Annotated in this window: 24 protein-coding genes; 14 read left to right on the plus strand and 10 right to left on the minus strand. The window is 72.0% G+C overall.

The window, feature by feature from the left end; genetic code table 11:
- Positions 1-6: 6 nt before the first annotated feature.
- Positions 7-939 carry a hypothetical protein gene (locus JOE35_RS06200; RefSeq protein WP_209560353.1) on the minus strand — a complete coding sequence of 311 codons (933 nt, stop codon included), beginning with the start codon at positions 937-939 and terminating at the stop codon, positions 7-9.
- A gap of 164 nt (positions 940-1,103) precedes the next feature.
- Here JOE35_RS06200 and JOE35_RS06205 point away from each other — a divergent pair, with 164 nt between their 5' ends.
- Positions 1,104-2,309, plus strand: coding sequence for a DUF6177 family protein (locus tag JOE35_RS06205; protein WP_209560354.1), 1,206 nt, complete (start codon positions 1,104-1,106; stop codon positions 2,307-2,309).
- Positions 2,299-2,646 carry a hypothetical protein gene (locus JOE35_RS06210; protein ID WP_209560355.1) on the plus strand — a complete coding sequence of 116 codons (348 nt, stop codon included), beginning with the start codon at positions 2,299-2,301 and terminating at the stop codon, positions 2,644-2,646. Before JOE35_RS06205 ends, JOE35_RS06210 begins: the two co-directional genes overlap by 11 nt.
- A gap of 130 nt (positions 2,647-2,776) precedes the next feature.
- Here the strand turns inward: JOE35_RS06210 and JOE35_RS06215 are convergent, their stop codons facing one another.
- From JOE35_RS06215 to JOE35_RS06235, 5 genes are all read right to left on the minus strand, one after another.
- Complete coding sequence (locus JOE35_RS06215) at positions 2,777-3,544, minus strand: succinate dehydrogenase iron-sulfur subunit (protein WP_123546571.1); 768 nt, start codon at positions 3,542-3,544, stop codon at positions 2,777-2,779.
- Positions 3,545-3,546: 2 nt separating this feature from the next.
- The gene (sdhA, locus tag JOE35_RS06220; RefSeq protein WP_123546570.1) at positions 3,547-5,364 is read right to left on the minus strand and encodes a succinate dehydrogenase flavoprotein subunit; all 1,818 of its coding nucleotides are present in this window, start codon (positions 5,362-5,364) and stop codon (positions 3,547-3,549) included.
- 72 nt (positions 5,365-5,436) lie between these two features.
- The gene (locus JOE35_RS06225) at positions 5,437-5,883 is read right to left on the minus strand and encodes a succinate dehydrogenase hydrophobic membrane anchor subunit (protein ID WP_209560356.1); all 447 of its coding nucleotides are present in this window, start codon (positions 5,881-5,883) and stop codon (positions 5,437-5,439) included.
- A 4-nt stretch (positions 5,884-5,887) separates the two neighbouring features.
- Positions 5,888-6,280 carry a succinate dehydrogenase, cytochrome b556 subunit gene (gene sdhC / locus JOE35_RS06230; RefSeq protein ID WP_209561909.1) on the minus strand — a complete coding sequence of 131 codons (393 nt, stop codon included), beginning with the start codon at positions 6,278-6,280 and terminating at the stop codon, positions 5,888-5,890.
- 208 nt (positions 6,281-6,488) lie between these two features.
- Entirely contained in the window at positions 6,489-7,664 is a 1,176-nt protein-coding gene (locus JOE35_RS06235; RefSeq protein WP_209560357.1) for a glycosyltransferase family 1 protein, read from the minus strand.
- 157 nt (positions 7,665-7,821) lie between these two features.
- Here JOE35_RS06235 and JOE35_RS06240 point away from each other — a divergent pair, with 157 nt between their 5' ends.
- The 10 genes from JOE35_RS06240 (at position 7,822) to JOE35_RS06285 (ending at position 18,031) form a co-directional block, all read left to right on the plus strand.
- Positions 7,822-8,940: a mannose-1-phosphate guanylyltransferase gene (locus JOE35_RS06240; protein WP_209560358.1), complete on the plus strand. Its 1,119-nt coding sequence runs from the start codon at positions 7,822-7,824 to the stop codon at positions 8,938-8,940.
- Positions 8,941-9,095: 155 nt separating this feature from the next.
- Positions 9,096-10,181: a BMP family protein gene (locus JOE35_RS06245; protein ID WP_209560359.1), complete on the plus strand. Its 1,086-nt coding sequence runs from the start codon at positions 9,096-9,098 to the stop codon at positions 10,179-10,181.
- 119 nt (positions 10,182-10,300) lie between these two features.
- Entirely contained in the window at positions 10,301-11,821 is a 1,521-nt protein-coding gene (locus tag JOE35_RS06250; protein WP_209560360.1) for an ABC transporter ATP-binding protein, read from the plus strand.
- Positions 11,818-13,095: an ABC transporter permease gene (locus tag JOE35_RS06255; protein WP_209560361.1), complete on the plus strand. Its 1,278-nt coding sequence runs from the start codon at positions 11,818-11,820 to the stop codon at positions 13,093-13,095. The genes JOE35_RS06250 and JOE35_RS06255 overlap by 4 nt, the downstream gene beginning before the upstream one ends.
- The gene (locus JOE35_RS06260; RefSeq protein ID WP_209560362.1) at positions 13,092-14,381 is read left to right on the plus strand and encodes an ABC transporter permease; all 1,290 of its coding nucleotides are present in this window, start codon (positions 13,092-13,094) and stop codon (positions 14,379-14,381) included. The genes JOE35_RS06255 and JOE35_RS06260 overlap by 4 nt, the downstream gene beginning before the upstream one ends.
- Positions 14,378-14,797 carry a cytidine deaminase gene (locus JOE35_RS06265; RefSeq protein ID WP_209560363.1) on the plus strand — a complete coding sequence of 140 codons (420 nt, stop codon included), beginning with the start codon at positions 14,378-14,380 and terminating at the stop codon, positions 14,795-14,797. The genes JOE35_RS06260 and JOE35_RS06265 overlap by 4 nt, the downstream gene beginning before the upstream one ends.
- A gap of 14 nt (positions 14,798-14,811) precedes the next feature.
- Positions 14,812-16,134 carry a thymidine phosphorylase gene (locus JOE35_RS06270; protein ID WP_209560364.1) on the plus strand — a complete coding sequence of 441 codons (1,323 nt, stop codon included), beginning with the start codon at positions 14,812-14,814 and terminating at the stop codon, positions 16,132-16,134.
- Positions 16,135-16,188: 54 nt separating this feature from the next.
- Positions 16,189-17,313 carry an adenosine deaminase gene (locus JOE35_RS06275; RefSeq protein ID WP_209560365.1) on the plus strand — a complete coding sequence of 375 codons (1,125 nt, stop codon included), beginning with the start codon at positions 16,189-16,191 and terminating at the stop codon, positions 17,311-17,313.
- A gap of 2 nt (positions 17,314-17,315) precedes the next feature.
- Positions 17,316-17,762, plus strand: a complete 447-nt coding sequence (locus JOE35_RS06280; RefSeq protein ID WP_209560366.1) for a PTS sugar transporter subunit IIA — start codon at positions 17,316-17,318, stop codon at positions 17,760-17,762.
- On the plus strand, positions 17,759-18,031 hold the full coding sequence (locus tag JOE35_RS06285) for a PTS sugar transporter subunit IIB (RefSeq protein ID WP_209560367.1): 273 nt from the start codon (positions 17,759-17,761) through the stop codon (positions 18,029-18,031). Before JOE35_RS06280 ends, JOE35_RS06285 begins: the two co-directional genes overlap by 4 nt.
- Before the next feature lie 82 nt (positions 18,032-18,113).
- Here JOE35_RS06285 and JOE35_RS06290 read toward each other — a convergent pair whose 3' ends face one another.
- Positions 18,114-19,799, minus strand: coding sequence for a phospho-sugar mutase (locus tag JOE35_RS06290; RefSeq protein WP_209560368.1), 1,686 nt, complete (start codon positions 19,797-19,799; stop codon positions 18,114-18,116).
- Positions 19,796-20,626, minus strand: a complete 831-nt coding sequence (locus JOE35_RS06295; RefSeq protein WP_209560369.1) for a purine-nucleoside phosphorylase — start codon at positions 20,624-20,626, stop codon at positions 19,796-19,798. Before JOE35_RS06295 ends, JOE35_RS06290 begins: the two co-directional genes overlap by 4 nt.
- A gap of 259 nt (positions 20,627-20,885) precedes the next feature.
- On the opposite strand from JOE35_RS06295, the gene JOE35_RS06300 reads away from it, so the two are divergent.
- Positions 20,886-21,872 (plus strand): DUF559 domain-containing protein, encoded by a 987-nt coding sequence (locus JOE35_RS06300; RefSeq protein WP_209560370.1) that lies wholly within the window; start codon positions 20,886-20,888, stop codon positions 21,870-21,872.
- A 42-nt stretch (positions 21,873-21,914) separates the two neighbouring features.
- On the opposite strand, the gene JOE35_RS06305 is transcribed toward JOE35_RS06300, so the two are convergent.
- Positions 21,915-23,672, minus strand: a complete 1,758-nt coding sequence (locus JOE35_RS06305) for a biotin carboxylase N-terminal domain-containing protein (RefSeq protein WP_209560371.1) — start codon at positions 23,670-23,672, stop codon at positions 21,915-21,917.
- Between the two features lie 79 nt (positions 23,673-23,751).
- Positions 23,752-24,441 (minus strand): nucleoside triphosphate pyrophosphatase, encoded by a 690-nt coding sequence (locus JOE35_RS06310; RefSeq protein ID WP_209560372.1) that lies wholly within the window; start codon positions 24,439-24,441, stop codon positions 23,752-23,754.
- A gap of 26 nt (positions 24,442-24,467) precedes the next feature.
- Here JOE35_RS06310 and JOE35_RS06315 point away from each other — a divergent pair, with 26 nt between their 5' ends.
- Positions 24,468-25,709, plus strand: coding sequence for a class I SAM-dependent RNA methyltransferase (locus JOE35_RS06315; RefSeq protein WP_209560373.1), 1,242 nt, complete (start codon positions 24,468-24,470; stop codon positions 25,707-25,709).
- Position 25,710: the final 1 nt, after the last annotated feature.

Genomic DNA, 25,710 nt, shown 5'->3' on the forward strand with positions numbered 1-25,710 from the left:
CGGGGATCAGGCCACGACGGCCCGGAGGTGCTCGGCGACGACCGCGTCGACGACGCTCGCGACGGCCGCCTCGACGGCCGGCACGACCTCGGGGGAGGCGACGCGCGCCTCCTCGAGGCCCAGCTCGGGGTCGACCGACTCGACCGCGTCGACGGCGGGCAGCACACCGGCGTCGACGGCCTCGGCGTGCAGCCGGAGCAGGGTGGCGACCCGGTGGGGCGCGATCACGTCGAGCACGACGGCGTCCCGCACGCGGAGGGCGAGCTGGCCGAGCGAGAGCTCCGGCGCGTCGGACTCGTCGGCGGGCGTGGCCTCGGGCGACGACGCCACCGGTGAAGCCGCGGTCTGCTGCGCGACGCTCGCGAGCACTCCCGGCCAGCCCCAGCGGCCCGCGAGACCGGAGAGCGAGGCGGGGAGGACCGCGGCGGGTGCGGTGGCCGAGGGAGGGGCGGCCGGCGACCCGGAGGCGGTGGGAGAGGTCGCCGCGGCAGGTGCGACGCCCTCTGGCAGCCACTCGGGCCGGTACTTCTCGGCACGGGGGAAGCGCGCGAGGTCCGCGGCGTAGTCCGCGTCGGTGGGGACGACCACGTCGTTCGTCGCCTCGAACGGCGACGCGGAGTCGTCGAACACGCGTCGCTCGCCGTTGAAGCGCGCGGTGAAGGAGCCGTCGGCCGAGAGCGTGAGCACGAGCGAGAACCACGTGCCGCGCTCGGGATCGGCCATCGCCTCACGGAGCTGCCGCCCGAGGGCCTCGACATCCGGCGTCGGGAGGTCCTGCTTCACGCTGCCGGCCGCGTCGAGGGCGTCGACCCAGGTGCGGCTGACGTCGCCGACCTGCAGGAGGAACAGGGTCGCCTCCGCCCAGTCGACGTCGACCAGGGACTCGGCGACGCGAGCGGCGATCTGGTTCTGCAGGTCCTGCTGTCGGGCGACGTCCACGTCGGTGCCTCTCGGTCGTGATCGGGGATCGGGAGCGGTGCCGACGTCGCGGGCGTCGCGGACGGCACCGACAGACTATTCGCACCGGCCGCCTCCTGCCCTCTTCGGGGCGACCGAGGTCGTCGACCGGTCACCGTCCAGGGGCCGGGAGCAGACTTGTCGTCGTGGGCACCCCTATCCGACACCCGTTGATCGACGCCGTGACCTCGCGCGTCGTCCGTGTCGACAGCCGAGCCCGCGTCGTCAGGCTGAGCGCGCCGCTCGCCGACCTCCTGGCCCGGCGCCGGGGCCGTCGCCGCATCGTGCTCGTGACGGGAGAGTCCTCCCGCCTGACCGTGGGGACGCGAGCCGCGCTCGTCCACGCCGGAGCCGCCTGGGCTGTCCACGACGAGCGCGGACGCCTCCGCGACGGGCTGACGGGATCCCCGTACGCAGACCTCGATGACGCTGGCTGGCCGCCGACGGCCACCGACGGACCGGACGACCACGATGTCGTCCCCGAGGCGGTGATTCTCGAGGAAGCGGTCGACACGGCCGCGCAGCTCTCGGTCGACCTCACGGTGCTGCACCGCGTCGACCACGACACGACCCTCGGCGGTGCCGTCGAGGTCCTCTCCGAGGCTGTGGCCGGGTCGATGCCCGACCGGTGGGGCGAGACGGAGCCGCTGCGGCGCCCTTGGGACCGCTGGGTGCTCACGCAGAGCGCCCGGCACGCTGCGCCCGAGCTCGTCCGCGTGGTCGTCGAGGGCCCCGGCTTGTCGGGCACGCTCACGGCCCGCGTCACGGAGAACGGGATCGAGGAGACGACCGCCCTCACGATCGCCGTGCCGGACGCACGCACGGACGCAGGCGCCGTCGACGCCGCCGTCGGCCGTCTCACGGAGGCCCTCTCGGAGATCGCCCGCACCTCCGTCCCGACCTTCGCCCTCGTCGTGGCGAGGGAGGGCGAGCCCGACCGCAGCGTCCGGGCCGTCACGTACCCGCCGCCCAACCCCGTCGTCCTCCTGATCGGCGCACCGTCCGTGCAGCGGCTGGGCCTGACGGTCTCGACGATCCCCGTGCCCCGGCCGGTGACCGTGGTCGGCCGCGCGCGCCTCCCTGCCTACGTGGTCTCGCTCGGCGACGCCGCGACCTCCGGCTGGGACGCCCTGCACGACACCCTCGACGCCGTGGGCCCGGAGAGGCTGGCCGAGATGGTGTCGCCGCCGCTCCTCGAGGCCTGGGAGGACGACCTCGACGAGCACGACCTCCTGCACGAGGGGCGGCCCGCTGCGGACGGCGGCGCCGATGCAGACACCGACACCGATGCAGACACAGACACCGATGCAGACACCGACACCGACGAGGAGGCGCCCCCCGGTGCCCCGTGAGATCACGATCCTGAGCCCGCACGCCGTCGACGCCCTCGACCTCGCCACGGCCGCGAGGACGGTCGACGACTCCCTGGGCGTCCGCGAGATCGACGGCGGAGCCGCCCTGCAGGTGTTCGGGGGGTCGGGCGACGCCGTCCTCACCGTCTTCAGCTCCGACGAGGTCACGGTCGCGGGGGAGATCGAGCGCCTGCTCCCCGACCCGCCCGCCGTCCGCCTCCCCGTCTGGTGGGTCGACGCGGTCGCGCCCCACGGCGACGGGGGCGAGCAGGGAGTCTCGGTGGCCCTCCGGCTGGCGCTCGGCCTCGAGGCCGTCTGCATCGTCGAGGACGACTGACCGTTCCGCGACCGGCTGTCCCGGGACGCACCTGTCCCTGGATGCACCTGTCCCGGCATGCACGAGGGCCCGACGCCACCGAGGTGGTGCCGGGCCCTTCCGTGCGTCGCCGGGGCTGCGGGGCGTCGGCTCAGCTGACGGGGGCGACGCTGCCGCGCAGCACGGCGTTCTTGACCTCGGCGATCGCCTTGGTCACCTGGATGCCGCGGGGGCAGGCCTCGGTGCAGTTGAAGGTGGTGCGGCAGCGCCACACGCCTTCTTTGTCGTTGAGGATGTCGAGGCGCACCTGGGCGCCCTCGTCGCGCGAGTCGAAGATGAAGCGGTGCGCGTTGACGATGGCGGCCGGGCCGAAGTACTGGCCGTCGGTCCAGAACACGGGGCAGCTCGACGTGCACGCGGCGCAGAGGATGCACTTGGTGGTGTCGTCGAAGCGCTCGCGCTGGGTGGCGCTCTGGATGCGCTCCTTCTCGGGCTTCGAGGAGGCCATGAGGAACGGCTGGATCTCGCGGTACGACTGGAAGAACGGCTCCATGTCGACGACGAGGTCCTTCTCGAGGGGCAGCCCCTTGATGGCCTCGACGTAGATGGGCTGGCTGAGGTCGAGGTCCTTGATGAGGGTCTTGCAGGCGAGCCGGTTGCGGCCGTTGATCCGCATCGCGTCCGAGCCGCAGACGCCGTGGGCGCACGAGCGGCGGAACGTCAGCGAGCCGTCCTGCTCCCACTTGATCTGGTGCAGGGCGTCGAGCACGCGGTCGGTGGGCAGCACCTGCACGTCGAAGTCCTGCCAGCGCGGCTCGTCGTCCACCTCGGGGTCGAAGCGACGGATGATCAGCGTCGCGGTGAAGGTGGGGACGGCGTCGGAGGCGGTCGGGGCGTTCTCGAGGACTGCGGAGCTCATGCTCAGTACTTCCGTTCCATCGGCTGGTAGTTCGTGATCACGACGGGCTTCGTGTCGAGTCGGATGTGGTCGCCCGCGAGCGACGAGTGGGGGTCGCCCGTCAGGTAGGCCATCGTGTGGACGAGCCAGTTCTCGTCGTCGCGCGTCGGGTAGTCCTCGCGGAAGTGGCCTCCGCGGCTCTCCTGGCGCGAGCGTGCCGAGTACACGACGACCTCGGCGAGGTCGAGCAGGAACCCGAGCTCGATGGCCTCGAGCAGGTCGGTGTTGAAGCGCTTGCCCTTGTCCTGCACCGAGATGTTCTTGAACCGGTCGCGCAGGTCGGCGATCACGTGGGTCACCTCGTCGAGGGTCTCCTCGGTGCGGAACACCTGGGCGTTGCGGTCCATGCTGTCCTGCAGCTCCTTGCGGAGCGTCGCGATGCGCTCCGTGCCGGTGGCGTTGCGGACGTCGGCGACGAGCCCCCGGACGAAGCCGGCAGGATCCTCGGGCAGCGGCACGAACTCGGCGGTCCTGGCGAACTCGACGGCGTTGTTGCCGGCGCGCTTGCCGAAGACGTTGATGTCGAGCAGCGAGTTCGTGCCGAGGCGGTTCGAGCCGTGCACGCTGACGCAGGCACACTCGCCGGCGGCGTAGAGCCCGGGCACGACCGTGGTGTTGTCGCTGAGCACCTCGGCGTGGACGTTCGTGGGGATGCCGCCCATGGCGTAGTGCGCCGTCGGCAGCACCGGCACCGGCTCCGTGTACGGCTCGACGCCGAGGTAGGTGCGGGCGAACTCGGTGATGTCGGGCAGCTTCGCGTCGATCACGGCGGGGTCGAGGTGCGTGATGTCGAGGTAGACGTATTCCTTGTGCGGGCCGCCGCCACGACCCTCGCGGATCTCTGTGGCCATGCAGCGGGCGACGATGTCGCGCGGGGCGAGGTCCTTGATGGTGGGGGCGTAGCGCTCCATGAAGCGCTCGCCCTCGCTGTTGCGGAGGATGGCGCCCTCGCCGCGGGCCGCCTCCGACAGGAGGATGCCGAGACCGGCCAGGCCGGTCGGGTGGAACTGGAAGAACTCCATGTCCTCGAGGGGCAGGCCCTTGCGCCAGATGATGCCGACACCATCGCCCGTCAGGGTGTGGGCATTGGACGTCGTCTTGTAGATCTTGCCGAAGCCGCCCGTGGCGAAGACCACGGACTTGCCCTGGAAGACGTGCAGCTCGCCGGTCGCGAGCTCGAGCGCCACGACGCCGGCCGGTCGGGCGACGCCGTCGACCTCGCCCATGATCAGGTCGAGCACGTAGAACTCGTTGTAGAAGTCGATGCCGAGCTTGACGCAGTTCTGGTACAGCGTCTGCAGGATCATGTGGCCGGTGCGGTCGGCGGCGTAGCAGGCCCGTCGGACGGGGGCCTTGCCGTGCTCGGCCGTGTGGCCGCCGAAGCGTCGCTGGTCGATCTTGCCCTCGGGCGTGCGGTTGAACGGCAGGCCCATGTTCTCGAGGTCGAGGACGGCGTCGATCGCCTCCTTCGCCAGGATCTCGGCGGCGTCCTGGTCGACCAGGTAGTCGCCTCCCTTGACCGTGTCGAAGGTGTGCCACTCCCAGTTGTCGTCCTCGACGTTGGCGAGCGCCGCGGCCATGCCGCCCTGCGCTGCGCCGGTGTGCGACCGGGTCGGGTACAGCTTCGAGATGACGGCGGTCCTGGCGTTGGGGCCGGCCTCGATCGCGGCGCGCATCCCTGCGCCCCCGGCGCCGACGATCACGACGTCGTGCTGGTGGTAGTGGATGCCGTCGACGACGGAGTCCTGGTCGGACGAGGCGGGAGCGGAGGGAGTGGTCACAGTTCTTTCCGGGGGACGGTGGTGCCGGCGGCGGTACGGGTCGAGGAGGCGGAGGTCGTCACGCCGAGGTGGTCAGGCCGAGCAGATGGACGGCAGCATGTCGGCCGGCGCGTTGGCCGGGCACGGGTCGAAGGTCCAGACCACGAGGGTGCCGAGGAGGAGCAGGACGGCAGCCGAGACGACGAGCGTCCCGAGCAGCACACGGCGCACCGCGGGTCGGCCGACGTAGTCGTTGACGATGGTGCGCATGCCGTTCGAGCCGTGGATCAGCGCGAGCCAGAGGAGCAGCGTGTCGTAGACCTGCCAGAAGGGGTTGGCCCACTTGCCGGCGACGAAGCCCCAGTCGATCGCCTTGACGCCGCCCTCGCCCGCGAGCAGGTTGACGAACAGGTGGCCGAAGATCAGCACGACCAGCACGGCGCCGCTGGCGCGCATGTAGATCCAGCCCCACTTCTCCCAGTTGGTGCTGCGGCGGGCGGTGCGCGCGCTGCGCGGGGCCTCGACGGTCTCAGTGGTCATCGCGTTACTCCGAGAAGACGTTCATCAGGTGGCGGGGGGCGAAGCCGGCGAACAGCACCACGGCGACGCCGATGACGATCCAGAACAGGAGTCGCTGGTGCTTGGTGGCCGGGGCCCAGAAGTCGATGAGGATGATGCGCAGGCCGTTGAGGGCGTGGAAGAGGATCGCCGCCACGAGGCCTGTCTCGCCGAGGCCCATGATCGGGTTCTTGTAGGTGCCGATCACGGCGTCGTACGCCTCGGGGCTGATCCGCACGAGAGCCGTGTCGAGGATGTGCACGAGGAGGAAGAAGTAGATGCTCACGCCGGTGATGCGGTGCAGCACCCACGACCACATGCCCTCACGGCCGCGGTAGAGGGTGCCGGCGAAGCGGCCGCCCCTGCGGGGCTCCGGCATGCGCGGCGACGAGCCGCCCGACCTGCCTGCCGGTGACGCCAGTGTTCCCGTCGACTGCTCAGCCATGAGCGGCCCTCCTCGCGGACGAGGCGGTCGGCTGCGATCCGGGGGAGGACAGCCGCGTCCGCCGTGTGCGTTCATAGAACTGTCCCAGCATACGAGCGGGGTGCGTGGTCCCGCCGCTTAGGCGGGCCTAAGAAGGGTCGATCTACCTCGATGTCGAGAGAAGGTCGGCTGTCGTGGCGGCGCGGGCGGCCGTCGCCTGCCGGAGGCTGGCCTGCGCGAGGGCGTAGTGGCCCAGCAGGTCGTCGCCGACGCTCTCCCAGGTGCGCCCCACGACGGCTCGGCGACCGGCCTCGCCGAAGCGGGCCCTCAGGGCCCCGTCCGCCACGAGCGTGCCGACCGAGCGCCGCAGCGAGTGGTCGTGGCGGGGGTCGAACAGGTACCCGTCGACGCCGTGGCGCACGAGGTCGAGGGGCCCTCCCGCTGCGGGCGCGACCACCGGGACGCCCGCGGCGTGCGCCTCCTGCACGGTCTGTCCGAACGTCTCGGTGGTGCCCGTGTGGACGAAGACGTCGAGGGCCGCGTACGCGTCCGCGAGCTCGTCGCCGTGCAGCGGGCCGGTGAAGAGCGGGTCGAGGTGGCGCAGCCGGCGACGCAGCGAGGGCAGCGAGGGCCCCCCGCCGACGACGACCAGGCGGACGCCGTCCTGTCGGCGCAGGGCCGCGAGGCGCTCGACCTGCTTCTCGGCCGCGAGCCGTCCGACGTAGCCGACGAGCACGTCGTCCGGACCGGCGCCCGCGGCGGCCCGCAGCCGCGACGCGCCCTGGCCCGTGCGGCGGTTCGGGTGGTACCGGCGGGCGTCGACGCCGCGGCCCCAGGTCGCCAGCCGCTCGACGCCGGCGCGCTCCAGGTCCCGGAGGGAGGCGGTGGACGGCACGAGCGTGACGGTCGCCTGGTCGTGGATGCGCCGCACCAGCTTCCAGGCCACCGCCTCGGTCACCGACCCGAGGCCGCTCGTGGCGGCGTAGCGGGCGACGTCGGTCTGGAAGACCGCGACGCTCGGCATGCCGAGCCGCGCGGCGGCCGAGATCGCCTGGGCGCCGAGGAGGAAGGGCGAGGCGACGTGCACGACGTCGGGGGCGAAGGACGCGAGCGCCCCGGCGACGTGCGGCCCGGGGAGCCCGACGGGGAACTGGCGGTACGCGACGGACGGCACGCGGTGGACGCGGGCGCCGGCGTAGCTGTCGTGTCCCCGGCCCGCCGGGGCGACCACGAGGGCCTCGTGGCCCCGCCGCTCGAGGTGGTCGAGCACCCGCAGCACGCTGGTGGTCACGCCGTTGACGGTGGGCAGGAAACTCTCGGTCACGATGGCGACCCGCATGGGCACTCCTCGACTCGGCGTGCCACCAGGTTGCCCGGCCGTCGTGGCCGGACGGAGCCGTCGCCGTGACGCGGCGGTGTCGCGTGCGTGAACTGCCGGGACCGGCGCGAGCCGGTCCTGCCCGACGGTCAGGATCCCGCTCGGTAGGGTGGCCGTCATGACCAGCACCGACGGCCTCGACCGCTTCTACAGCATCATCCCCGCGGGCGGCATCGGGTCGCGCCTCTGGCCCCTCAGCCGTGCGGACGCCCCCAAGTTCCTGCACGACCTCACGGGCAGCGGCTCGACCCTGCTCCGCGGCACCTGGGACCGGCTCGCGCCGCTGGCGGGCGAGCAGCGGATCATGGTCGTCACCGGCCGTTCGCACCGTGCGGCGGTCGAGGCGCAGCTCCCCGCCCTCGCCGACCACAACGTCGTGCTCGAGAGCGAGCCGAAGGACTCGACGGCCGCGATCGGCCTGGCCGCGGCCATCCTGCGTCGTCGTGAGCCCGACGTCATCATCGGCTCGTTCGCGGCGGACCACGTGATCGCCGACGTCCGGGGCTTCGGACGTGCCGTGCGCGAGGCGATCGCCCTGGCCGACGCGGGCTGGATCGCCACGATCGGCATCACCCCGACCGAGCCCGCGATCGGCTTCGGCTACATCCACGTGGGCGAGGGCCTCGACGTCGAGGGCGCGCCCAGCGCGCGACGGGTCAGGTCGTTCGTCGAGAAGCCCGACCTCCCCACGGCAGAGGGCTACGTCGCCGGGGGCGACCACCTCTGGAACGGGGGCATGTTCATCTCCCGTGCCGACCGCCTCCTCGAACAGCTGGGCGAGACGCGACCCGAGCTCCTCGCGGGCATCGAGGAACTGGCCGAGGCGTGGGACACGTCGCGTCGCGGCGCCGTCGTCGACGCCGTCTGGCCGGGCCTCGAGAAGATCGCCATCGACTACACGGTCGCCGAGCCCGCGGCCGCCGCCGGGCGCCTCGCCGTCGTGCCGGGCGACTTCGACTGGGACGACGTCGGGGACTTCGCGTCCATCGCCAAGCTGCACTCGGGCGGTCGCAAGAGCGACCTCGCCATCCTCGGCGAGAACGCGCGCGTGCTCTCCGACGCGTCCAGCGGCATCGTCGTGGGCCACAGCGGCCGGCTCATCTCGCTGATCGGCGTGAACGACATCATCGTGGTCGACACCCCCGACGCCCTGCTCGTCACGACGACGGCGAACGCGCAGCGGGTCAAGAGCGTCGTCGACGCCCTCAAGCTCAGCGGCCGCAGCGACGTGCTCTGAGGTCGCATCGTGTTACGGCTCGGTTTCGGGCCGGTCGCACTTGTGTAACGCCTCCGCATCGGTCCGTCCCTGCGGTCGGGGGCGCTCGTCACACTGGGTAACCTGTCGCCATACGTGCCCGGCTTCCCGTGTCGGGCTGCATCTTGGAGGACACCTTGACTACAACTGTGCGTAGGGCCGCCCTCGGCGGCCTCGCCCTGGCGAGCTCCGTCGCCATCCTGGCCGGCTGTGCCTCGGCACCCGAGGGCGACGGCGCCTCTGGCGGGTCCGCGTCCAGCGACTTCGTGCCCTGCATGGTCTCCGACGCCGGCGGCTTCGACGACAAGTCGTTCAACCAGCTCGGCTACGAGGGCCTCACCGAGGCCGCGGAGGCCGAGGGGGCCGAGGCCAAGACGGTCGAGTCGGCCGACGAGACGGTCTACGACGCCAACCTGTCGAACCTGGCCGACCAGGGCTGCAACCTGATCGTGACGGTGGGCTTCGCGCTCGCCGACGCCACCAAGACGGCGGCCGAGGCGAACTCGAACATCGACTACGCCACGATCGACGACGCGTCCATCACGGCCGACAACGTCAAGCCGATCACCTTCAACACCTCCGAGGCGGCGTTCCTCGCCGGCTACGCGGCGGCCAGCTACTCGAAGACCGGCACCGTCGGCACCTTCGGCGGCATGCAGTTCCCGACCGTGACCATCTTCATGGACGGCTTCGTCGACGGCGTCGAGTACTACAACGAGCAGAAGAGCGGCGACGTCAAGGTCGTCGGCTGGGACGTCGCGTCGCAGACCGGCACCTTCACCGGCGGCTTCGAGGCCGGCACCACGGCCAAGCAGAGCGCGCAGACCCTGATCGACCAGGGCGCCGACGTGATCCTGCCGGTCGGCGGCCCGATCTACCAGAGCGCCGCCGAGGCGATCCGCGACTCCGGCTCGGACATCGTCCTCGTCGGCGCCGACTCCGACACCTACGAGACGGACAGCGCCAACAGCGACCTGTTCCTCACCTCGGTGCTGAAGGGCATCAAGCAGGCGACGGACGACGTCACCACGCAGGCCTCGTCGGGCGACTTCTCGAACGAGCCCTACGTCGGCACGCTCGAGAACGACGGCGTCGGCATCGCGCCGTTCCACGACTTCGAGGACAAGGTCGACGCCGGCCTCTCGGACGAGCTGGACACCATCAAGGCAGGCATCATCGACGGCTCGATCCCCGTCGAGTCGCCGTCCTCGCTGACGAACTGACACCAGTCGGCAGCAGGTCAGGCATCGATTAGCATGGCCTGATCGAGGGCCCGGGTCGGACGGTCTCCACCGTTAGTCCCGGGCCCTTCCCACGCCTACACCCGAGGTAGATTGACGAGATGAAGCTCGAGCTCAAGGGCATCACCAAGCGATTCGGCGCACTGACCGCCAACGACCACATCAGCCTCACCGTCGAGCCTGGAGAGATCCACGCTCTCCTGGGCGAGAACGGCGCCGGCAAGTCGACCCTGATGAACGTCCTCTACGGCCTGTACCAGGCCGACGAGGGCGAGATCCTGCTGGACGACGTCGTCCAGCAGTTCGCGGGCCCCGGCGACGCCATGGCCGCCGGCATCGGCATGGTGCACCAGCACTTCATGCTCGTGCCCGTCTTCACGGTCGCCGAGAACGTCATGCTCGGCCACGAGGAGACGAAGGGCGGCGGCCGCCTCGACCTGGCCGCGGCGCGGGCCAAGGTCCGTGACATCTCCCGCCGCTTCGGCTTCGACATCGACCCCGACGCCGTCGTCGAGGAGCTCCCGGTCGGCGTGCAGCAGCGTGTCGAGATCGTCAAGGCGCTGTCGCGCGACGCGAAGGTGCTCGTGTTCGACGAGCCCACCGCCGTGCTCACCCCGCAGGAGACGGACGAGCTGATGGGCATCATGCGCCAGCTCCGCGACGCGGGCACCGGCATCGTGTTCATCACCCACAAGCTGCGCGAGGTGCGCGAGGTCGCGTCGCGCATCACGGTGATCCGCCTCGGCAAGGTCGTCGGCGAGGCCGAGCCCTCCGCCAGCAACGCCGAGCTCGCCTCCCTCATGGTCGGCCGCGCGGTCGAGCTCACCGTGCAGAAGGGCCCCGCCGACCCCGGCGAGGCCGCCCTCGTCGTCGAGTCGCTCCGCGTGGTCGACCCGATCGGCCAGGTCGTCGTCGACGACGTCTCGTTCGAGGTGCGCCGCGGCGAGGTGCTCGCGATCGCGGGCGTCCAGGGCAACGGCCAGACCGAGCTGACCGAGGCGATCCTCGGCCTGCAGCCCCGCGTCCAGGGCCGCGTCTCGCTCGACGGCCGCGACATCACGGGCCACAGCGTGCGGCGAGTGCTCGACGCGGGCGTCGGGTTCGTCCCTGAAGACCGCAACGAGGACGGCCTCGTCGGCGAGTTCACCGTGGCCGAGAACCTCATGCTCGACCGGTCGCAGTCCGGGCCCTTCGTGCGTCGCGGCTCGCTGCGGCTCGCCGAGCTCGCGGCCTTCGCCGTCGAGAAGGTGCGCGAGTTCGACATCAGGACCCAGGGCATCACCACGCCGGCCGGTCGCCTCTCCGGCGGCAACCAGCAGAAGGTCGTCCTCGCGCGCGAGCTGAGCCGCGACCTCCGGCTGTTCGTGGCGGCGCAGCCGACGCGCGGCATCGACGTCGGCTCGATCGAGTTCGTGCACAAGCGCATCATCGCGACGCGCGACTCCGGCGTGCCCGTCATCGTCGTCTCCACCGAGCTCGACGAGGTCGTCGCGCTCGCCGACCGCATCGCGGTGATGTACCGCGGCACGATCATCGGCATCGTCCCGGCCGACACCCCGCGCGACGTGCTCGGGCTCATGATGGCCGGCGAGGCCCCCCAGACCAAGGAGACCGCGGCGTGAGCGACGCGACGACCACGACCACCCCGGCGCCCCAGGGCCCCCCGACCGGAGGCGGCCTCGAGGCAGGCGACTCGCGCGGCTCGCGCCTGCTGCGTGAGGTCACCACCGGCAACGCGGCGATCTCCGTGCTCGCCGTCGTGCTGGCCCTCGTCGTCTCCGGGCTGCTGATCGGCTTCACCGATCCCGACGTCCAGGCGACGACCGGCTACTTCTTCTCTCGCCCCTCCGACTTCTTCCAGGCGTTCTGGGCATCGGTCGGCGGCTCGTACTCCTCGCTGTTCCAGGGGTCCGTCTACAACTTCCGGGTCGACGGCTTCGCGGCCGGCATCCGCCCCCTGACCGAGACGCTCAACTACTCGGTGCCCCTGATCGCCGCAGGCCTCGGCGTGGCCCTCGCCTTCCGCGTCGGCCTCTTCAACATCGGCGCCAGGGGCCAGATGCTGATCGCGGCCGGCGCCGCGGGCTGGGTCGGCTTCTCGTTCGACCTGCCCCTCGCCGTGCACCTGCCCCTCGCCCTGCTCGCGGGCATCGCGGGCGGTGCCGTCTGGGGCGGGATCGTCGGCCTCCTCAAGGCGCGCACCGGCGCCCACGAGGTGATCCTCACGATCATGCTCAACTACGTCGCGTTCTACCTGATCGCGTACGCCCTGCGCACCCCCGGCCTGCTGCAGGCTCCCGGCAGCCCCAACCCGAAGTCCCCGGCGACGCTGCCGAGCGCGGTGCTGCCCGACCTGTTCGGGGCCCGGTACAACCTTAACTGGGGCTTCCTGCTCGTCATCGTGATCACCGCGGTCGTCTGGTGGCTCATCAACCGGTCGACGCTCGGCTTCCGGTTCAGGGCCGTCGGCGAGAACCCGCACGCCGCACGCACCGCCGGCATGAACGTCAAGAACATCTACCTCTACGCGATGCTCATCTCGGGCGCCCTCGCCGGTGTCGCCGGCTCCACGCAGGTGCTCGGCACGCTCACCACCGGGTTCACCTCCGGCATCGACGCCGGCATCGGCTTCGACGCCATCACCGTCGCCCTCCTCGGTCGTTCGCGACCCTGGGGCGTCTTCGGCGCGGGCATCCTCTTCGGGGCGCTCAAGGCCGGCGGCTACTCCATGCAGGCGGCGAACGGGGTCCCCATCGACATCGTCCTCGTCGTCCAGTCCCTGATCGTGCTGTTCGTGGCGGCCCCGCCGCTGGTCCGCAGCATCTTCCGTCTGCCCGCGCCGGGTGCCCCTCGGGTGCCCCGCGGCTCGAAGAAGGAGGCGGTGGTCACCAAGTGAGCACCCTCACCCCCGACACGGCGGTCCCCGCCGCGCCGACCCCCGGCCTCAGCCGCACCACCACGCGCAGCTACAAGGCGCCCATCGCGTTCGCGGTCTTCACCGTGATCGCCGTGGTCCTGTTCGTCGTGAACCCCCGCGAGGGATCGAGCACCTTCCGTCTCGCCACCGCGACCGACTTCTTCGCGCTGCCCGACGCCGTGGTGCCCTCGGCGGCCACCGGCATCGCGCTCACGGTCGTGCTCGCCGCCGTGACCGTCGTGGCGTTCCTGCTCGCCCGTCGGGCTCAGCGGGTGCCGATCTGGCTCGTGGCCGTCTTCGGCGTCCTCTTCCTCGTCGCGTTCCTCACCTGGACGAGCGCCGACGCCACGATCCCCGTCCCCGGCCTGCTGCTCGGGGCCCTCGCGCTCAGCACCCCGCTGATCTTCGGCGCCCTCGGCGGCGTCATCAGCGAGCGGGTCGGCGTCGTGAACGTGGCCATCGAGGGCCAGCTGCTCGCCGGCGCCTTCGTGTCGGCCGTCGTCGCGTCGGCGACCGGGTCCGCGTACGTGGGCCTCGCCTCCGCGATGGTGGCCGGCGTGCTCGTGTCGATGGTCCTGGCCGTCTTCAGCATCCGGTACATCGTCGACCAGGTGATCGTCGGCGTCGTGCTGAACGTGCTGGTCACGGGGCTCACGAGCTTCCTGTACTCGCAGGTCCTCACGAAGTCCGAGGCTCTCAACCAGGGCGTCCGGTTCCCGCAGCTGCCGATCCCCGGGCTCAGCCAGATCCCGATCGTCGGGCCGGTGTTCTTCCGCCAGACGATCATCGTGTACCTGATGTACATCGCGATCGCCGTGGTCTTCTACGGGCTCTTCCGCACGCGGTGGGGCCTTCGCCTCCGCGCGGTCGGCGAGCACCCGCAGGCAGCCGACACCGTGGGCATCAAGGTCAACGCGACCCGCTTCTGGAACGTCTCGCTCGCAGGCGCCATCGCTGGTCTCGGCGGTGCGTACTTCACGCTCGGCTCGCTCGGCAACTTCCAGAAGGAGATGACGGCGGGCGCCGGGTTCATCGCCCTCGCCGCGGTCATCTTCGGCCGGTGGGACCCGATCAGGGCGACGCTCGCGGCGCTGCTCTTCGGCTTCGCGTCGAACCTCCAGAACGTGCTCGGCGCCATCGGGTCGCCGGTCCCCAGCGAGTTCATGCTGATGCTGCCGTACGTCGTCACGATCTTCGCCGTCGCCGGCCTCGTCGGCCAGTCCCGGGGCCCGGCCGCGTCCGGCAAGCCCTACGTCAAGTCGTGAGCGTCGCCGAGACCACCGACTGGGAGGCGCTCCGAGAGGCCGCCAGGGAGGCGATGACCAAGGCCTACGTGCCGTACTCCCGGTTCCCCGTGGGCGCCGCCGCGCTGACGGCCGACGGCCGGCTCGTCACCGGCTGCAACATCGAGAACGCCTCGTACGGCATCACCCTGTGCGCCGAGTGCTCGCTCGTCAGCGACCTCGTCATGGGAGGCGGCGGCCAGCTCGTCGCGTTCGCCTGCGTCGACGGCAACGGCGGGGTCCTGATGCCCTGCGGCCGCTGCCGCCAGCTGCTCTACGAGCACTCCCACGAGACGATGGTGCTCGACACCGTCTCCGGCCTCAAGTCCATCGACGAGGTGATCCCGGACGCGTTCGGGCCCCGTCAACTCGAGCAGTACCGCGACTCGCAGTCGTAGCTAGGAGCACCATCATGACCACCAGCGACACCGCCACCACCGCCTCCTCGACGTCTGTCGAGCCCTTCGACACGGTCGACCTCATCCGCGTGAAGCGACGCGGCGACGCGCTCGAGACTCCCCAGATCGACTGGCTGATCGACGCCTACACCCGCGGCTACGTCGCGGACGAGCAGATGGCCGCGCTCACGATGGCGATCTTCCTGAACGGCATGGAGCGCCGCGAGATCCGCGACATGACGCTGGCGATGATCCGCAGCGGCGAGACGATGGACTTCACGGGCCTCGGCAAGACGACGGTCGACAAGCACTCGACCGGGGGAGTGGGCGACAAGATCACCCTGCCCCTGGCGCCCTTGGTCGCCTCCTTCGGGGTCGCCGTGCCGCAGCTCTCCGGCCGTGGCCTCGGGCACACCGGCGGCACGCTCGACAAGCTCGAGTCGATCCCCGGCTGGCAGGCGTCGATCTCGAACGAGCGGATGCGCGAGATCATGGCCGACTCGGGCGCGGTCGTCTGCGCTGCCGGCTCGGGCCTCGCCCCCGCCGACGGCAAGCTCTACGCACTCCGCGACATCACGGGCACGGTCGAGGCGATCCCGCTGATCGCGTCGTCGATCATGAGCAAGAAGATCGCGGAGGGCACGGCGGCGCTCGTGCTCGACGTGAAGTTCGGCTCCGGCGCGTTCATCCAGGACATCGAGCAGTCGCGCCTGCTGGCGCAGACGATGGTCGACCTCGGCAAGGACGCGGGCGTCGCGACGACCGCGCTGCTCACTGACATGAACGTCCCGCTCGGCCTGACCATCGGCAACGCGCTCGAGGTCCGCGAGTCGATCGAGACCCTGGCAGGAGGCGGTCCGTCCGACATCCGCGAGCTGACGGTCGCGCTCGCCCGCGAGATGCTCACCCTCGCTGGCCAGCCCGACGCCGACGTCGAGGCCGCCCTCGACGACGGGCGGGCGATGGACGCCTGGAAGACCATGATCCGCGCCCAGGGAGGCGACCCCGACGCGGCCCTGCCCACCGCCCGCGAGACGCACGTCGTGACCGCAGGTCGGAGCGGCTTCGTGACCGAGCAGCAGGCGCTGCCCTTCGGCATCGGGGCCTGGCGCCTCGGAGCCGGTCGTGCCCGCAAGCAGGACCCTGTGCAGGCGGCCGCGGGCATCGAGCTGCACGCCAAGCTCGGCGACGCCGTCGTCGAGGGGCAGCCGCTCTTCACGCTGCACGCCGACGAGCCCGCGCGGTTCGAGCGAGCGCTCGAGGCGGTCGAGGGCGCGTGGGCCATCGGCGACGAGCGCGTCGAGCGCGGCCCGCTGGTCGCCGGCCGCGTCTCCTGACGGACGGACGCCGACCCCCAGCGACGAGACGCCGGGCGGCGGTAGCCTTGTCCCATGAGCGCACCGGACAAGGACTACCGCCTGCCTGACGGCGGACCCCGCATCGCCCCCCTGCCGAAGGTGTCGTTGCACGACCACCTCGACGGCGGGCTGCGGCCCCAGACCATCGTCGAGCTGGCCGACGAGATCGGCTACGAGCTGCCCGTGACGGGCGGGGCCGACGAACTGGGCCGCTGGTTCGTCGACAGCGCCGACTCGGGCAACCTGCCCGACTACCTGAAGACCTTCGACGTCACGACGGCCGTCATGCAGACCGAGGCCGGTCTCGAGCGCGTCGCGCGCGAGTTCGTCCTCGACCTGGCGGGCGACGGGGTCGTCCACGGCGAGGTCCGCTGGGCTCCCGAGCAGCACCTCCAGGGCGGGCTCAGCCTCGACCAGACCGTCGAGGCGGTCCAGCGCGGGATCGAGCAGGCGATCGACCAGCTCGACGGCGAGGGCCACGTCATCTCGATCGGCCAGCTGGTCACGGCCATGCGGCACGCCGACCGCGGTCTCGAGATCGCGCAGCTGGCCGTCAAGCACCGCGAGGCCGGCGTGATCGGCTTCGACATCGCCGGGGCCGAGGCGGGCTTCCCCGCGTCGAACCAGCGACCGGCCTTCGACCTGCTGGCCCGCGAGTTCATGCCCGTGACCGTCCACGCGGGCGAGGCCGACGGCCTCGAGAGCATCCGCAGCGCCCTCCTCGACGGTCGGGCCCTCCGGCTCGGGCACGGGGTCCGCCTCGCCGAGGACATCCGCGTCGTCGGGTCCGCGGGCGAGCAGACGACCGTCGAGCTCGGCCCGATCGCCTCGTGGGTCCGCGATCGTGAGATCGCGCTGGAGCTCTCGCCCCAGTCCAACCTGCAGACCGGCGCGATCGCCGCGTGGGGCCGCGACCTCGACGACCACCCCTTCGACCTGCTGTACCAGCTCGGCTACTGCGTGACGGTCAACACGGACAACCGCCTGATGAGCGACACCAGCCTCACGAAAGAACTGGCGCTGCTCGCCCAGGCGTTCGACTACGGCCTGTCCGACCTCGAGACGTTCCAGCTCAACGCCGCGGCGTCGAGCTTCCTGCCCCTCGAGGACCGAGAGGCGCTGGCCGACCGCATCACGGCGGGCTACGGGGAGGCCTGACCGTGGCGCTCCCGTCCCTGCCCGACTCGGCGGTCGTCATCGCGGCCGACGCCCCCGACTGGCGCGCCGCGGTGCGTCGCGCGGGCGACGCCCTGGTGGCCTCCGGCTCCACGCGTGACGGCTACGGCGACGAGATGGTCCGCATGATCGAGGAGCACGGCCCCTACGTGGTCATCGCCCCCGGCCTGGTGCTCGCGCACTCCAGGCCGGACGAGAGCGTCCTGCAGGACGGCCTCGCCGTCGTGACGCTCGCCGAGCCGGTGCCGTTCGGCCACCCGCACAACGACCCCGTGAGCGTCGTGCTCGGCCTCGCGGTGAAGTCGGTGGGCGGGCACCTCGAGTCGATCGCCGACCTGGCGAACGTCTTCAACGACGCGTCGGTGATCCCGGCGCTGGCGGGTGCGACGAGTGCTGACGAGGTCCGCCGGCTGATGGGGATGAGAGCATGAAGATCGTGACCATCTGCGGCGCCGGCATCGGCAGCAGCGGGATCCTCAAGGTCAACGCCGAGCGCGTCCTGGCCCGGCTCGACATCGAGGCCGACGTGGTCGCCGCGGACGTCGCCTCCATCGCCACCGTGGCCGACGACGCGCAGGTCATCCTCACGTCTCAGGAGTTCGTCGACGCGATCGGCACGACCTTCGCCGACGTCATCGTCATCCAGAACCACTTCGACCAGGCGGAGCTGACCGAGAAGCTGCAGAAGTCCCTGGGCTGAGAACGGCCCCGGACGCGGGAGAGGGCCAGGTCGCACGAGGTGCGGCCTGGCCCTCTCGTCGTCGCTGCTCGGGGGCCTGCAGCTAGCTCAGCAGCTCGCGCATGCCGGCGTCGAGATCCGCGACGGCAGCCTCGGCGGCGGCACGGCGGGCCCGCGCGTCGCCCTCGGTGCTCGAGGCGTCGATGTAGACCTTGAGCTTCGGCTCGGTGCCGCTCGGGCGCACGATCACGCGCGACCCGTCGGTGAACCAGTAGCGCAGCACGTCACCGGCGGGGAACCCGCCGAAGCCGTCCCGGAAGTCGTCCACGTGGTCGACGCGGTGCGATCCCACGGTCGCGGGGGGCGCCTCCCGCAGCCGGCTCGTCAGCCTGCTGATCTCGGCGAGGTCGTCGACGCGGAGCGAGATCTGCGACGAGGCGTACGCCCCGAAGCCCTCGTCGAAGGCGGTGAGGTGCTCGGCGACCGACGACCCGGCGGCAGCCAGCTCGGCGGCCAGCGCGAGGAAGTCGACCGCGGCGGAGATGCCGTCCTTGTCGCGCACCTTCTCCGGGTCGACGAGGTAGCCGAGGGCCTCCTCGTAGCCGTACAGCAGCCCGCCCACGCGCGAGACCCACTTGAAGCCGGTGAGGGTGTCGACGTAGTCCAGGTCGTAGCGGCGGGCGACCTCACGGAGGGCCGGTGACGAGACGATGCTCGCGGCCAGGGTGCCGTCGACGTCGTCCCTCCGAGCTCGCTCGGCGGCGCGCCAGCCGAGCAGGGCGCCGACCTCGTTGCCCGAGAGGCGGCGCCAGCCGTCGGCCGAGGGCACGGCGACGGCGAGCCGGTCGGCGTCGGGGTCGTTGGCGATCACCAGGTCGGCCGACACCCGGTCAGCGGTCGCGAAGGCGAGGTCGAGCGCACCGGGCTCCTCGGGGTTGGGGAACGCCACGGTGGGGAAGTCCGGGTCGGGCGCGGACTGCTCGGCCACGGGGATCGGCTCGACGAAGCCGGCCTGGGCGAAGACCCGGCGCGCGACCTCCCACCCGACGCCGTGCATGGCCGTGTAGACGACGCACGGCTGCGTGCCCGAGGCCGCGGTGCCGGCGAGGGCCGCCGTGCGGCGGACGTACTCGCCGACGAGGTCGTCGCCCGCCTCGGCGAAGTCGTCCGACCGGGGCAGCTCGCTGACCGGCCGGGTGGCCGCGTCGTCGATGTGCGCGGCGATCTCGGCGTCGACCGGCGCGACGATCTGCGAGCCGGCGTCGACGCCGCCGAGGTACACCTTGTAGCCGTTGTCCCGAGCGGGGTTGTGGCTCGCGGTCACCATGACGCCGGCGCTGACGTCGAGGTGCCGCACGGCGAAGGCGAGCACCGGCGTCGGCAGGGCGCGGGGCAGGATCGTCGTGCGGACCCCGGCCGCGGCCATGATCTCGGCCGTGTCACGGGCGAAGACGGCGCTGTTCTTGCGCCCGTCGTACCCGATCACGATGCTCGGCTCGGTCTCGCGACCGGTGAGGAACGCGGCGAAGCCGGCGGCGGCCTGGGCGACGAGGACGCGGTTCATCCGGGCCGAGCCCGCCCCGAGGGCGCCGCGGAGCCCGGCCGTGCCGAAGGCGAGGCGCGTGTCGAAGCGGTCGTGCAGGTCGGCCACGGCGGCGGCGTCGCCGGACTCGACTGCCGCGAGGACGGCGTCGAGCTCGTCGCGCGTCTCGTCGTCCGGGTCCTGGTCGCGCCACGAGCAAGCCGTGGCGACCAGGGCGTCGTCGGTCTGGGCCGCGTCGTCGGTCACAGGGCCGCCACGATGCGAGCCAGGAGCTGGCTGATGGCGGCCTCGGCGTCCTTGCCGGCCTGGAGCACCTCCTGGTGGCTCAGGGGCGTCTTCTGGATGCCGGCGGCGAGGTTGGTGATCAGCGACATGCCGAGCACCTCCATGCCGGCCTCGCGGGCGGCGATCGCCTCGAGCGCCGTCGACATGCCGACGATGTGCCCGCCCATGGCCTTGGCCATCTGCACCTCGGCGGGCGTCTCGTAGTGCGGTCCGCGGAACTGCGTGTAGACGCCCTCGTCGAGGCTCGGGTCGATGCCCTTGGCCAGGGCGCGGAGACGTGCCGAGTAGAGGTCGGTGAGGTCGATGAAGGTGGCGCCCTCGAGGGGGCTGTCGGCCGTGAGGTTGATGTGGTCGCTGATGAGGACGGGGCTGCCCGGCGTCCACGTCTCCTTGATGCCGCCGGCGCCGTTCGTGAGGATCATCGTGCGGGCGCCCGTGGCGGCGGCGGTGCGCACGCTGTGGACGACGCGGCGGACGCCGTGGCCCTCGTAGTAGTGCGTGCGGGCGCCGATGACGAGGGCGTGCTTGCCGCTCGGCAGCGCGATGCTGCGGATCGACCCGGTGTGGCCGACGACCGCCGAGGCGCTGAAGCCCGTGATCTCGGTCGCGGGGATCTCGGCCGTGGTCTCGCCGATCAGGTCGGCGGCCTTCGCCCAGCCGCTGCCCAGGGTGAGGGCGACGTCGTGGTGGGCGACGCCTGTCGCCTCGGCGATCTGGGCGGCGGCGGTGCGGGCGACCTCGAACGGGTCGGCGGCGCCGTCGAGGGGGTGCGTGGGTGTCTCGGACATGCCGTCCACTCTAGATCCCGCGCCCCGCCTCCTTAATCGCCCCTCCTCATTCAGGAACTTCCTGCCTGAACCGTGCGGTGGGGGGAGCCAGGTTCCTGTTCCGTGCACGCTTCAGGAACCTCGGACCGTTCGTTCCTGCGTCGTGCACGTCCTCAGGGCGTCCTAGTCGTCCCTGCACCGGCGGCAGACCTCCACATCGCCTCCACAGGGCAGCCGAGGAGGCGCTGGTCGGGGCCCGGACACCGGTGACGATGCGGAGATGGACCTCCTACAGACACTGGCCGCGTTCGGCGGCATCGCGACCCGCCACCAGCTCCTCGCGAACGGACACAGCGGAGGCGACCTGACGACCGCGGTGCAGCGAGGCACGGTCCGCAGGGTCCGCCAGGGCTTCTACGTGAGGCTCGACGCCTCGACGGACGCGGTCGCCGCCGTGCGCCTCGGCGGCCGCCTCGCGGGCCCGTCCGCCGCCTCCGTGCACGGGATCTGGACCGGGTACGACCGGCGTCTTCACGTGTCGGTGGCCCGGAACGCGTCGCGTCTCAGGCAGGCGCACCAGGTCGCTCAGGGGCTCACGGGGGCACCTGGGTCGGCCGACGCCTCCGTGGTCGTCCACTGGACCGACACCGAGCCCCAGCAGCTGGACGAGCCGTGCTGGCGGTCGCCCGTCGTCCTCTGCCTGCGACAGATGGTCGCGTGGTGCGACGAGGTGACGGCCGTCGCGTGCGTCGACACTGCGCTGCAGGCCTCTCTCATCAGCATGGAGGAGCTCACGGCGGGCCTCGAGGGGCACGGCCCTCGGGTGCGGTCCGTCCTCCGTCTGTGCCGACCCGGGTCGGACTCGGGAATCGAGTCGATCGTGCGACAGGCCCTGGCTGCCCGGGGCGTGGAGGTCGAGCAGCAGGTGTCGGTGACGTCGGTCGGGCCGAGCGACATGCGCCTCCGAGGGCGTCGCGGGCAGGCGCTCCGCGTGCTGGTCGAACTGGACGGCTTCGCCTTCCACTCGCGGCGGGACGCCTTCGACCGGGACCGGCGGAAGGACGCGGAGGCGGCATCGGCCGGCTACACGACCCTGAGGTTCAGCGCCGACCAGGTCGAGCGCGACCTCGGAGGGCTCGTCGACACGATCGTCCGCGTTCGCGACGCGCACGATGCAGGAATGGACGAGTCGCTGTTCCTCAAGCGTGCACGATTCAGGACGACGCTGCCCTCCCTCGCGAGGATCAGGACGGATCTTCCTGAATGAGGAGGGGAGGGGAGAGGAGGGGCGGGGCGGGGGCCGGGCCGGTCAGTCGATGCTGAGGAGGACGTGGCCGGAGGAGACCGTCTCGCCGACCGTGGCCGAGATGCCCGAGACGACCCCGTCGCGGTGCGCCGCGACCGGCTGCTCCATCTTCATCGCCTCGAGCACGAGCACGAGGTCGCCCTTCACGACCTGCTGCCCCTCCTCGACGGCGAGCTTCACGACGGTGGCCTGCATCGGCGACTTGACCTCGGCGCCCGTGGCGGTGACGACGGCGCCGCGGCCGGCTCCGCGGCGGCGGGGGGCAGCCGCAGGAGGCGCGGTGCGAGCACCGAGACCGGCGGGCAGCGAGACCTCGACGCGCTTGCCGCCGACCTCGACGACCACGGTCGTGCGCTCGTCGTCGGGGCGGGGAGCCTCGGCCTCACCGCTCCACGCGGGGATGTCGTTGACGAACTCGGTCTCGATCCAGCGGGTGTAGATCGAGAACGGCTCGCCGCCGTCGGGGGCGAAGGCAGGGTCGCGCACGATGGCGCGGTGGAACGGCAGCACGGTCGGCAGGCCCGCGACCTCGAACTCGTCGAGCGCGCGGCGCGATCGCTCGAGCGCGTCCTCGCGCGACGAGCCGGTGACGATCAGCTTGGCGAGCAGCGAGTCGAACGAGCCGCTGATCTCGTCGCCGGCCTGGACGCCGCTGTCGACGCGGACGCCGGGACCGCCGGGCGCCTTGAACACGTGCACGGGGCCGGGGGCAGGCATGAATCCGCGGCCCGCGTCCTCGCCGTTGATGCGGAACTCGAACGAGTGGCCGCGGGGCTCGGGGTCGCCGTACTCGAGCACGCCGCCCTCGGCGAGGCGGAACTGCTCGCGGACCAGGTCGATGCCGGTGACCTCCTCCGACACGGGGTGCTCGACCTGCAGGCGGGTGTTGACCTCGAGGAACGACACGGTGCCGTCCTTGCCGATCAGGAACTCGCAGGTGCCGGCGCCGACGTAGCCGACCTCGCGGAGGATCGCCTTCGACGACTCGTAGAGCGCGGTGGTCTGCGCCTCCGTCAGGAACGGGGCGGGCGCCTCCTCGACGAGCTTCTGGTGACGGCGCTGCAGCGAGCAGTCGCGCGTCGACACGACGACGACGTTGCCGTGGGCGTCGGCGAGGCACTGGGTCTCGACGTGGCGGGGCTGGTCGAGGTACTTCTCGACGAAGCACTCGCCGCGGCCGAAGGCGGCGACGGCCTCGCGGACGGCCGAGTCGAACATCTCGGGCACCTCGTCGCGGGTGCGGGCGACCTTGAGGCCGCGTCCGCCGCCGCCGAAGGCCGCCTTGATGGCGACGGGCAGGCCGTGCTGGTCGACGAAGTCGAGCACCTCGTCGGCGCCTGAGACGGGGTTGAGGGTGCCGGGCGCCAGGGGCGCGCCGACGCGCTCGGCGATGTGCCGGGCGCTGACCTTGTCGCCGAGCTGCTCGATCGCCTCGGGGGAGGGGCCGATCCAGACGAGGCCCGCAGCCGTGACGGCGCGGGCGAAGTCGGCGTTCTCGGCGAGGAAGCCGTAGCCGGGGTGCACGGCGTCGGCACCTGAGCGGCGCGCGACCGAGAGGATCTTGTCGATGACGAGGTAGGTCTCGGCGCTGGTGGTGCCGTCGAGCGCGTAGGCCTCGTCGGCGAGGCGTGCGTGCTGGGCGTCCCTGTCCTGGTCGGCGTAGACGGCGACGCTGCCGATCCCGCTGTCGCGCGCTGCGCGGACGACCCGGACCGCGATCTCTCCACGGTTGGCGATGAGGACCTTGCTGATGGACGGCATAGTTCCCCACCCTATTGCGCCGCCCGCAGCCGCCTTTGGATGACGTGCACCAAAACACGCAGGAGGCGCGTGAGGATTGCTACAAGGAGCCGGCGGTCGGCGTCGTCCAGAGCTCGTGCCACGGGACGCCGAACCCCCGCACCAACGACCGCAGCACGGGCACCGACAGGCCCACGACGGCGCTCGGCGTGCCCTCGATGTGGGTGATGAACGCGGAGGCACGGCCGTCGATGGTGAAGGCGCCCGCGACCTCGAGGGGCTCGCCGGTCTCGACGTACGCGGCGAGCTCGGCCGGGTCGAGGTCGTCCGCGAAGGTGAGGTCGGCGCTGGCGACGGCTCCGGCGCCGCCCGAGGGGAACGCCTCGTCAGAGCGGAGCGCGCCGCCGCGGTGGTCGATCAGCCAGTGCCCCGACCAGAGCGTCCCGCGTCCGATCTCGGCCATGCGTCGCCAGCGGTCGAGGGCCAGGGCGGGCTCGTGCGGCTTGCCGTGCACCTCGCCGTCGAACTCGAAGGCGCTGTCGCCGCCGAGGACGAGGCCGTCGATCGGCGAGCCGTCGACGGTGACGTCGAGGACGGCCTCCGCCTTCGCCCTGGCCAGCAGAGACACCGTCTCGGAGGCCGTGAGGGGTCGGCCCGCCGCCTCCTCGGCCGACGCGACCGCCGCCTCCTCGTCGACGCCGGGGCTGATCAGCACGGGCTCGACGCCCGCGGCCCGCAGCAGGGCGAGGCGCGCGGGGGAGGTGCTGGCCAGGTAGAGGGGAACGGTCATGTCCGCCAGCCTGGCAGACTCGGAGCATGGGAGACATGCTGGGCCGCGAGGTCGAACTGGACGTGACGGGGATCGCACACGGGGGCATCTCGGTGGCGCGCCTCGACGGGCGGGTCGTGTTCGTGTCGGACACGCTGCCGGGCGAGAAGGTGCGCGCGCGGGTCACCGACGACCGCAAGAAGTCGTTCTGGCGGGCGGAGACGGTCTCGGTCGTCGAGGCCAGCCCGCACCGCCGCGAGCACGTCTGGTCGGCGGCGTCCGTCGACCGGGCGCCGGAGGACCGTGCCGGCGGCGCCGAGTTAGGGCACATCGAGCTCGGCCACCAGCGCGAGCTCAAGTCGCAGGTGATCCGTGACGCCCTCACGAGGACGGGCGGCCTCCCCGACGAGCAGGCGACCGTCAGGGTCGAGGCGCTGCCGGGCGACGACGAGCGCGGCGGCACCGGCTGGCGCACCCGCGTGCGCCTGCACCTCGACGCCGAGGGGCGCCCCGGGCAGTACGCCGCGCGGTCCCACCGCGTCGTGCACGTCGCCGACCTGCCCCTCGCGACGCCCGAGGTCGCCGAGGCCGCGCCGCTCGCCGACGCGTTCCCGGGCGAGGAGCACGTCGACGTGCTGGCCCCGAGCACAGGAGGCGCGCGCCTGATCATCGGCGGGCAGGCGCCCAGCACGGTGACGGAGGTCGTCGGCGACCGCACGTTCCAGCTGGACGACGGCGGCTTCTGGCAGGTGCACCGCCACGCCGCCGCCACGCTGACCACCGCCGTGCAGCAGATGATCGACCCTGCTCGTTTCGACGCCGGTGCCGCGAACCTCGATCTCTACGGCGGCGTGGGGCTGCTCGCGGCGGCCGTGGGCGACGCGTTCGGCAGCGCGGTGCGGATCACGAGCGTCGAGAGCGACGAGCGCGCGACCGACCACGCCTCCGAGAACCTCGCCGACTGGCTCGGCGCCTCGGCCGTCACGGCCAGGGTCGACCGCTGGGTGCGCCAGGCCGCCGCCCAGGCGACCTCGGCCGAGCGAGGCCGCTTCCGCGAGGCGACCGTCGTGCTCGACCCGCCGCGCTCGGGAGCCGGTCGTCCGGTGGTCGACGGCATCGCGGAGCTCGCCCCCGCGCAGGTCGTCTACGTCGCCTGCGACCCGGTCGCCCTCGCCCGCGACCTCGCGCTGTTCCGCGACCACGGGTACGACGTCGACGCGATCAGGGCCTTCGACCTGTTCCCCAGCACCCACCACGTCGAGACGGTCGTCCGGCTGCTCCGCCGCTGAG

It is taken from the genome of Frigoribacterium sp. PvP032, assembly GCF_017833035.1.
In the GTDB taxonomy this organism is placed as follows: domain Bacteria; phylum Actinomycetota; class Actinomycetes; order Actinomycetales; family Microbacteriaceae; genus Frigoribacterium.

Coding starts and splice junctions, on each gene's coding strand:
- JOE35_RS06300 (WP_209560370.1), top strand. CDS start 20,886: ATGGACCTCCTACAGACACTGGCCGCGTTCGGCGGCATCGCGACCCGC.
- JOE35_RS06250 (WP_209560360.1), top strand. CDS start 10,301: ATGAAGCTCGAGCTCAAGGGCATCACCAAGCGATTCGGCGCACTGACC.
- JOE35_RS06305 (WP_209560371.1), bottom strand. CDS start 23,672: ATGCCGTCCATCAGCAAGGTCCTCATCGCCAACCGTGGAGAGATCGCG.
- sdhC (WP_209561909.1), bottom strand. CDS start 6,280: ATGCCGGAGCCCCGCAGGGGCGGCCGCTTCGCCGGCACCCTCTACCGC.
- JOE35_RS06225 (WP_209560356.1), bottom strand. CDS start 5,883: ATGACCACTGAGACCGTCGAGGCCCCGCGCAGCGCGCGCACCGCCCGC.
- JOE35_RS06275 (WP_209560365.1), top strand. CDS start 16,189: ATGAGCGCACCGGACAAGGACTACCGCCTGCCTGACGGCGGACCCCGC.
- JOE35_RS06295 (WP_209560369.1), bottom strand. CDS start 20,626: ATGTCCGAGACACCCACGCACCCCCTCGACGGCGCCGCCGACCCGTTC.
- JOE35_RS06315 (WP_209560373.1), top strand. CDS start 24,468: ATGGGAGACATGCTGGGCCGCGAGGTCGAACTGGACGTGACGGGGATC.
- JOE35_RS06310 (WP_209560372.1), bottom strand. CDS start 24,441: ATGACCGTTCCCCTCTACCTGGCCAGCACCTCCCCCGCGCGCCTCGCC.
- JOE35_RS06270 (WP_209560364.1), top strand. CDS start 14,812: ATGACCACCAGCGACACCGCCACCACCGCCTCCTCGACGTCTGTCGAG.
- JOE35_RS06235 (WP_209560357.1), bottom strand. CDS start 7,664: ATGCGGGTCGCCATCGTGACCGAGAGTTTCCTGCCCACCGTCAACGGC.
- JOE35_RS06240 (WP_209560358.1), top strand. CDS start 7,822: ATGACCAGCACCGACGGCCTCGACCGCTTCTACAGCATCATCCCCGCG.
- JOE35_RS06285 (WP_209560367.1), top strand. CDS start 17,759: ATGAAGATCGTGACCATCTGCGGCGCCGGCATCGGCAGCAGCGGGATC.
- JOE35_RS06215 (WP_123546571.1), bottom strand. CDS start 3,544: ATGAGCTCCGCAGTCCTCGAGAACGCCCCGACCGCCTCCGACGCCGTC.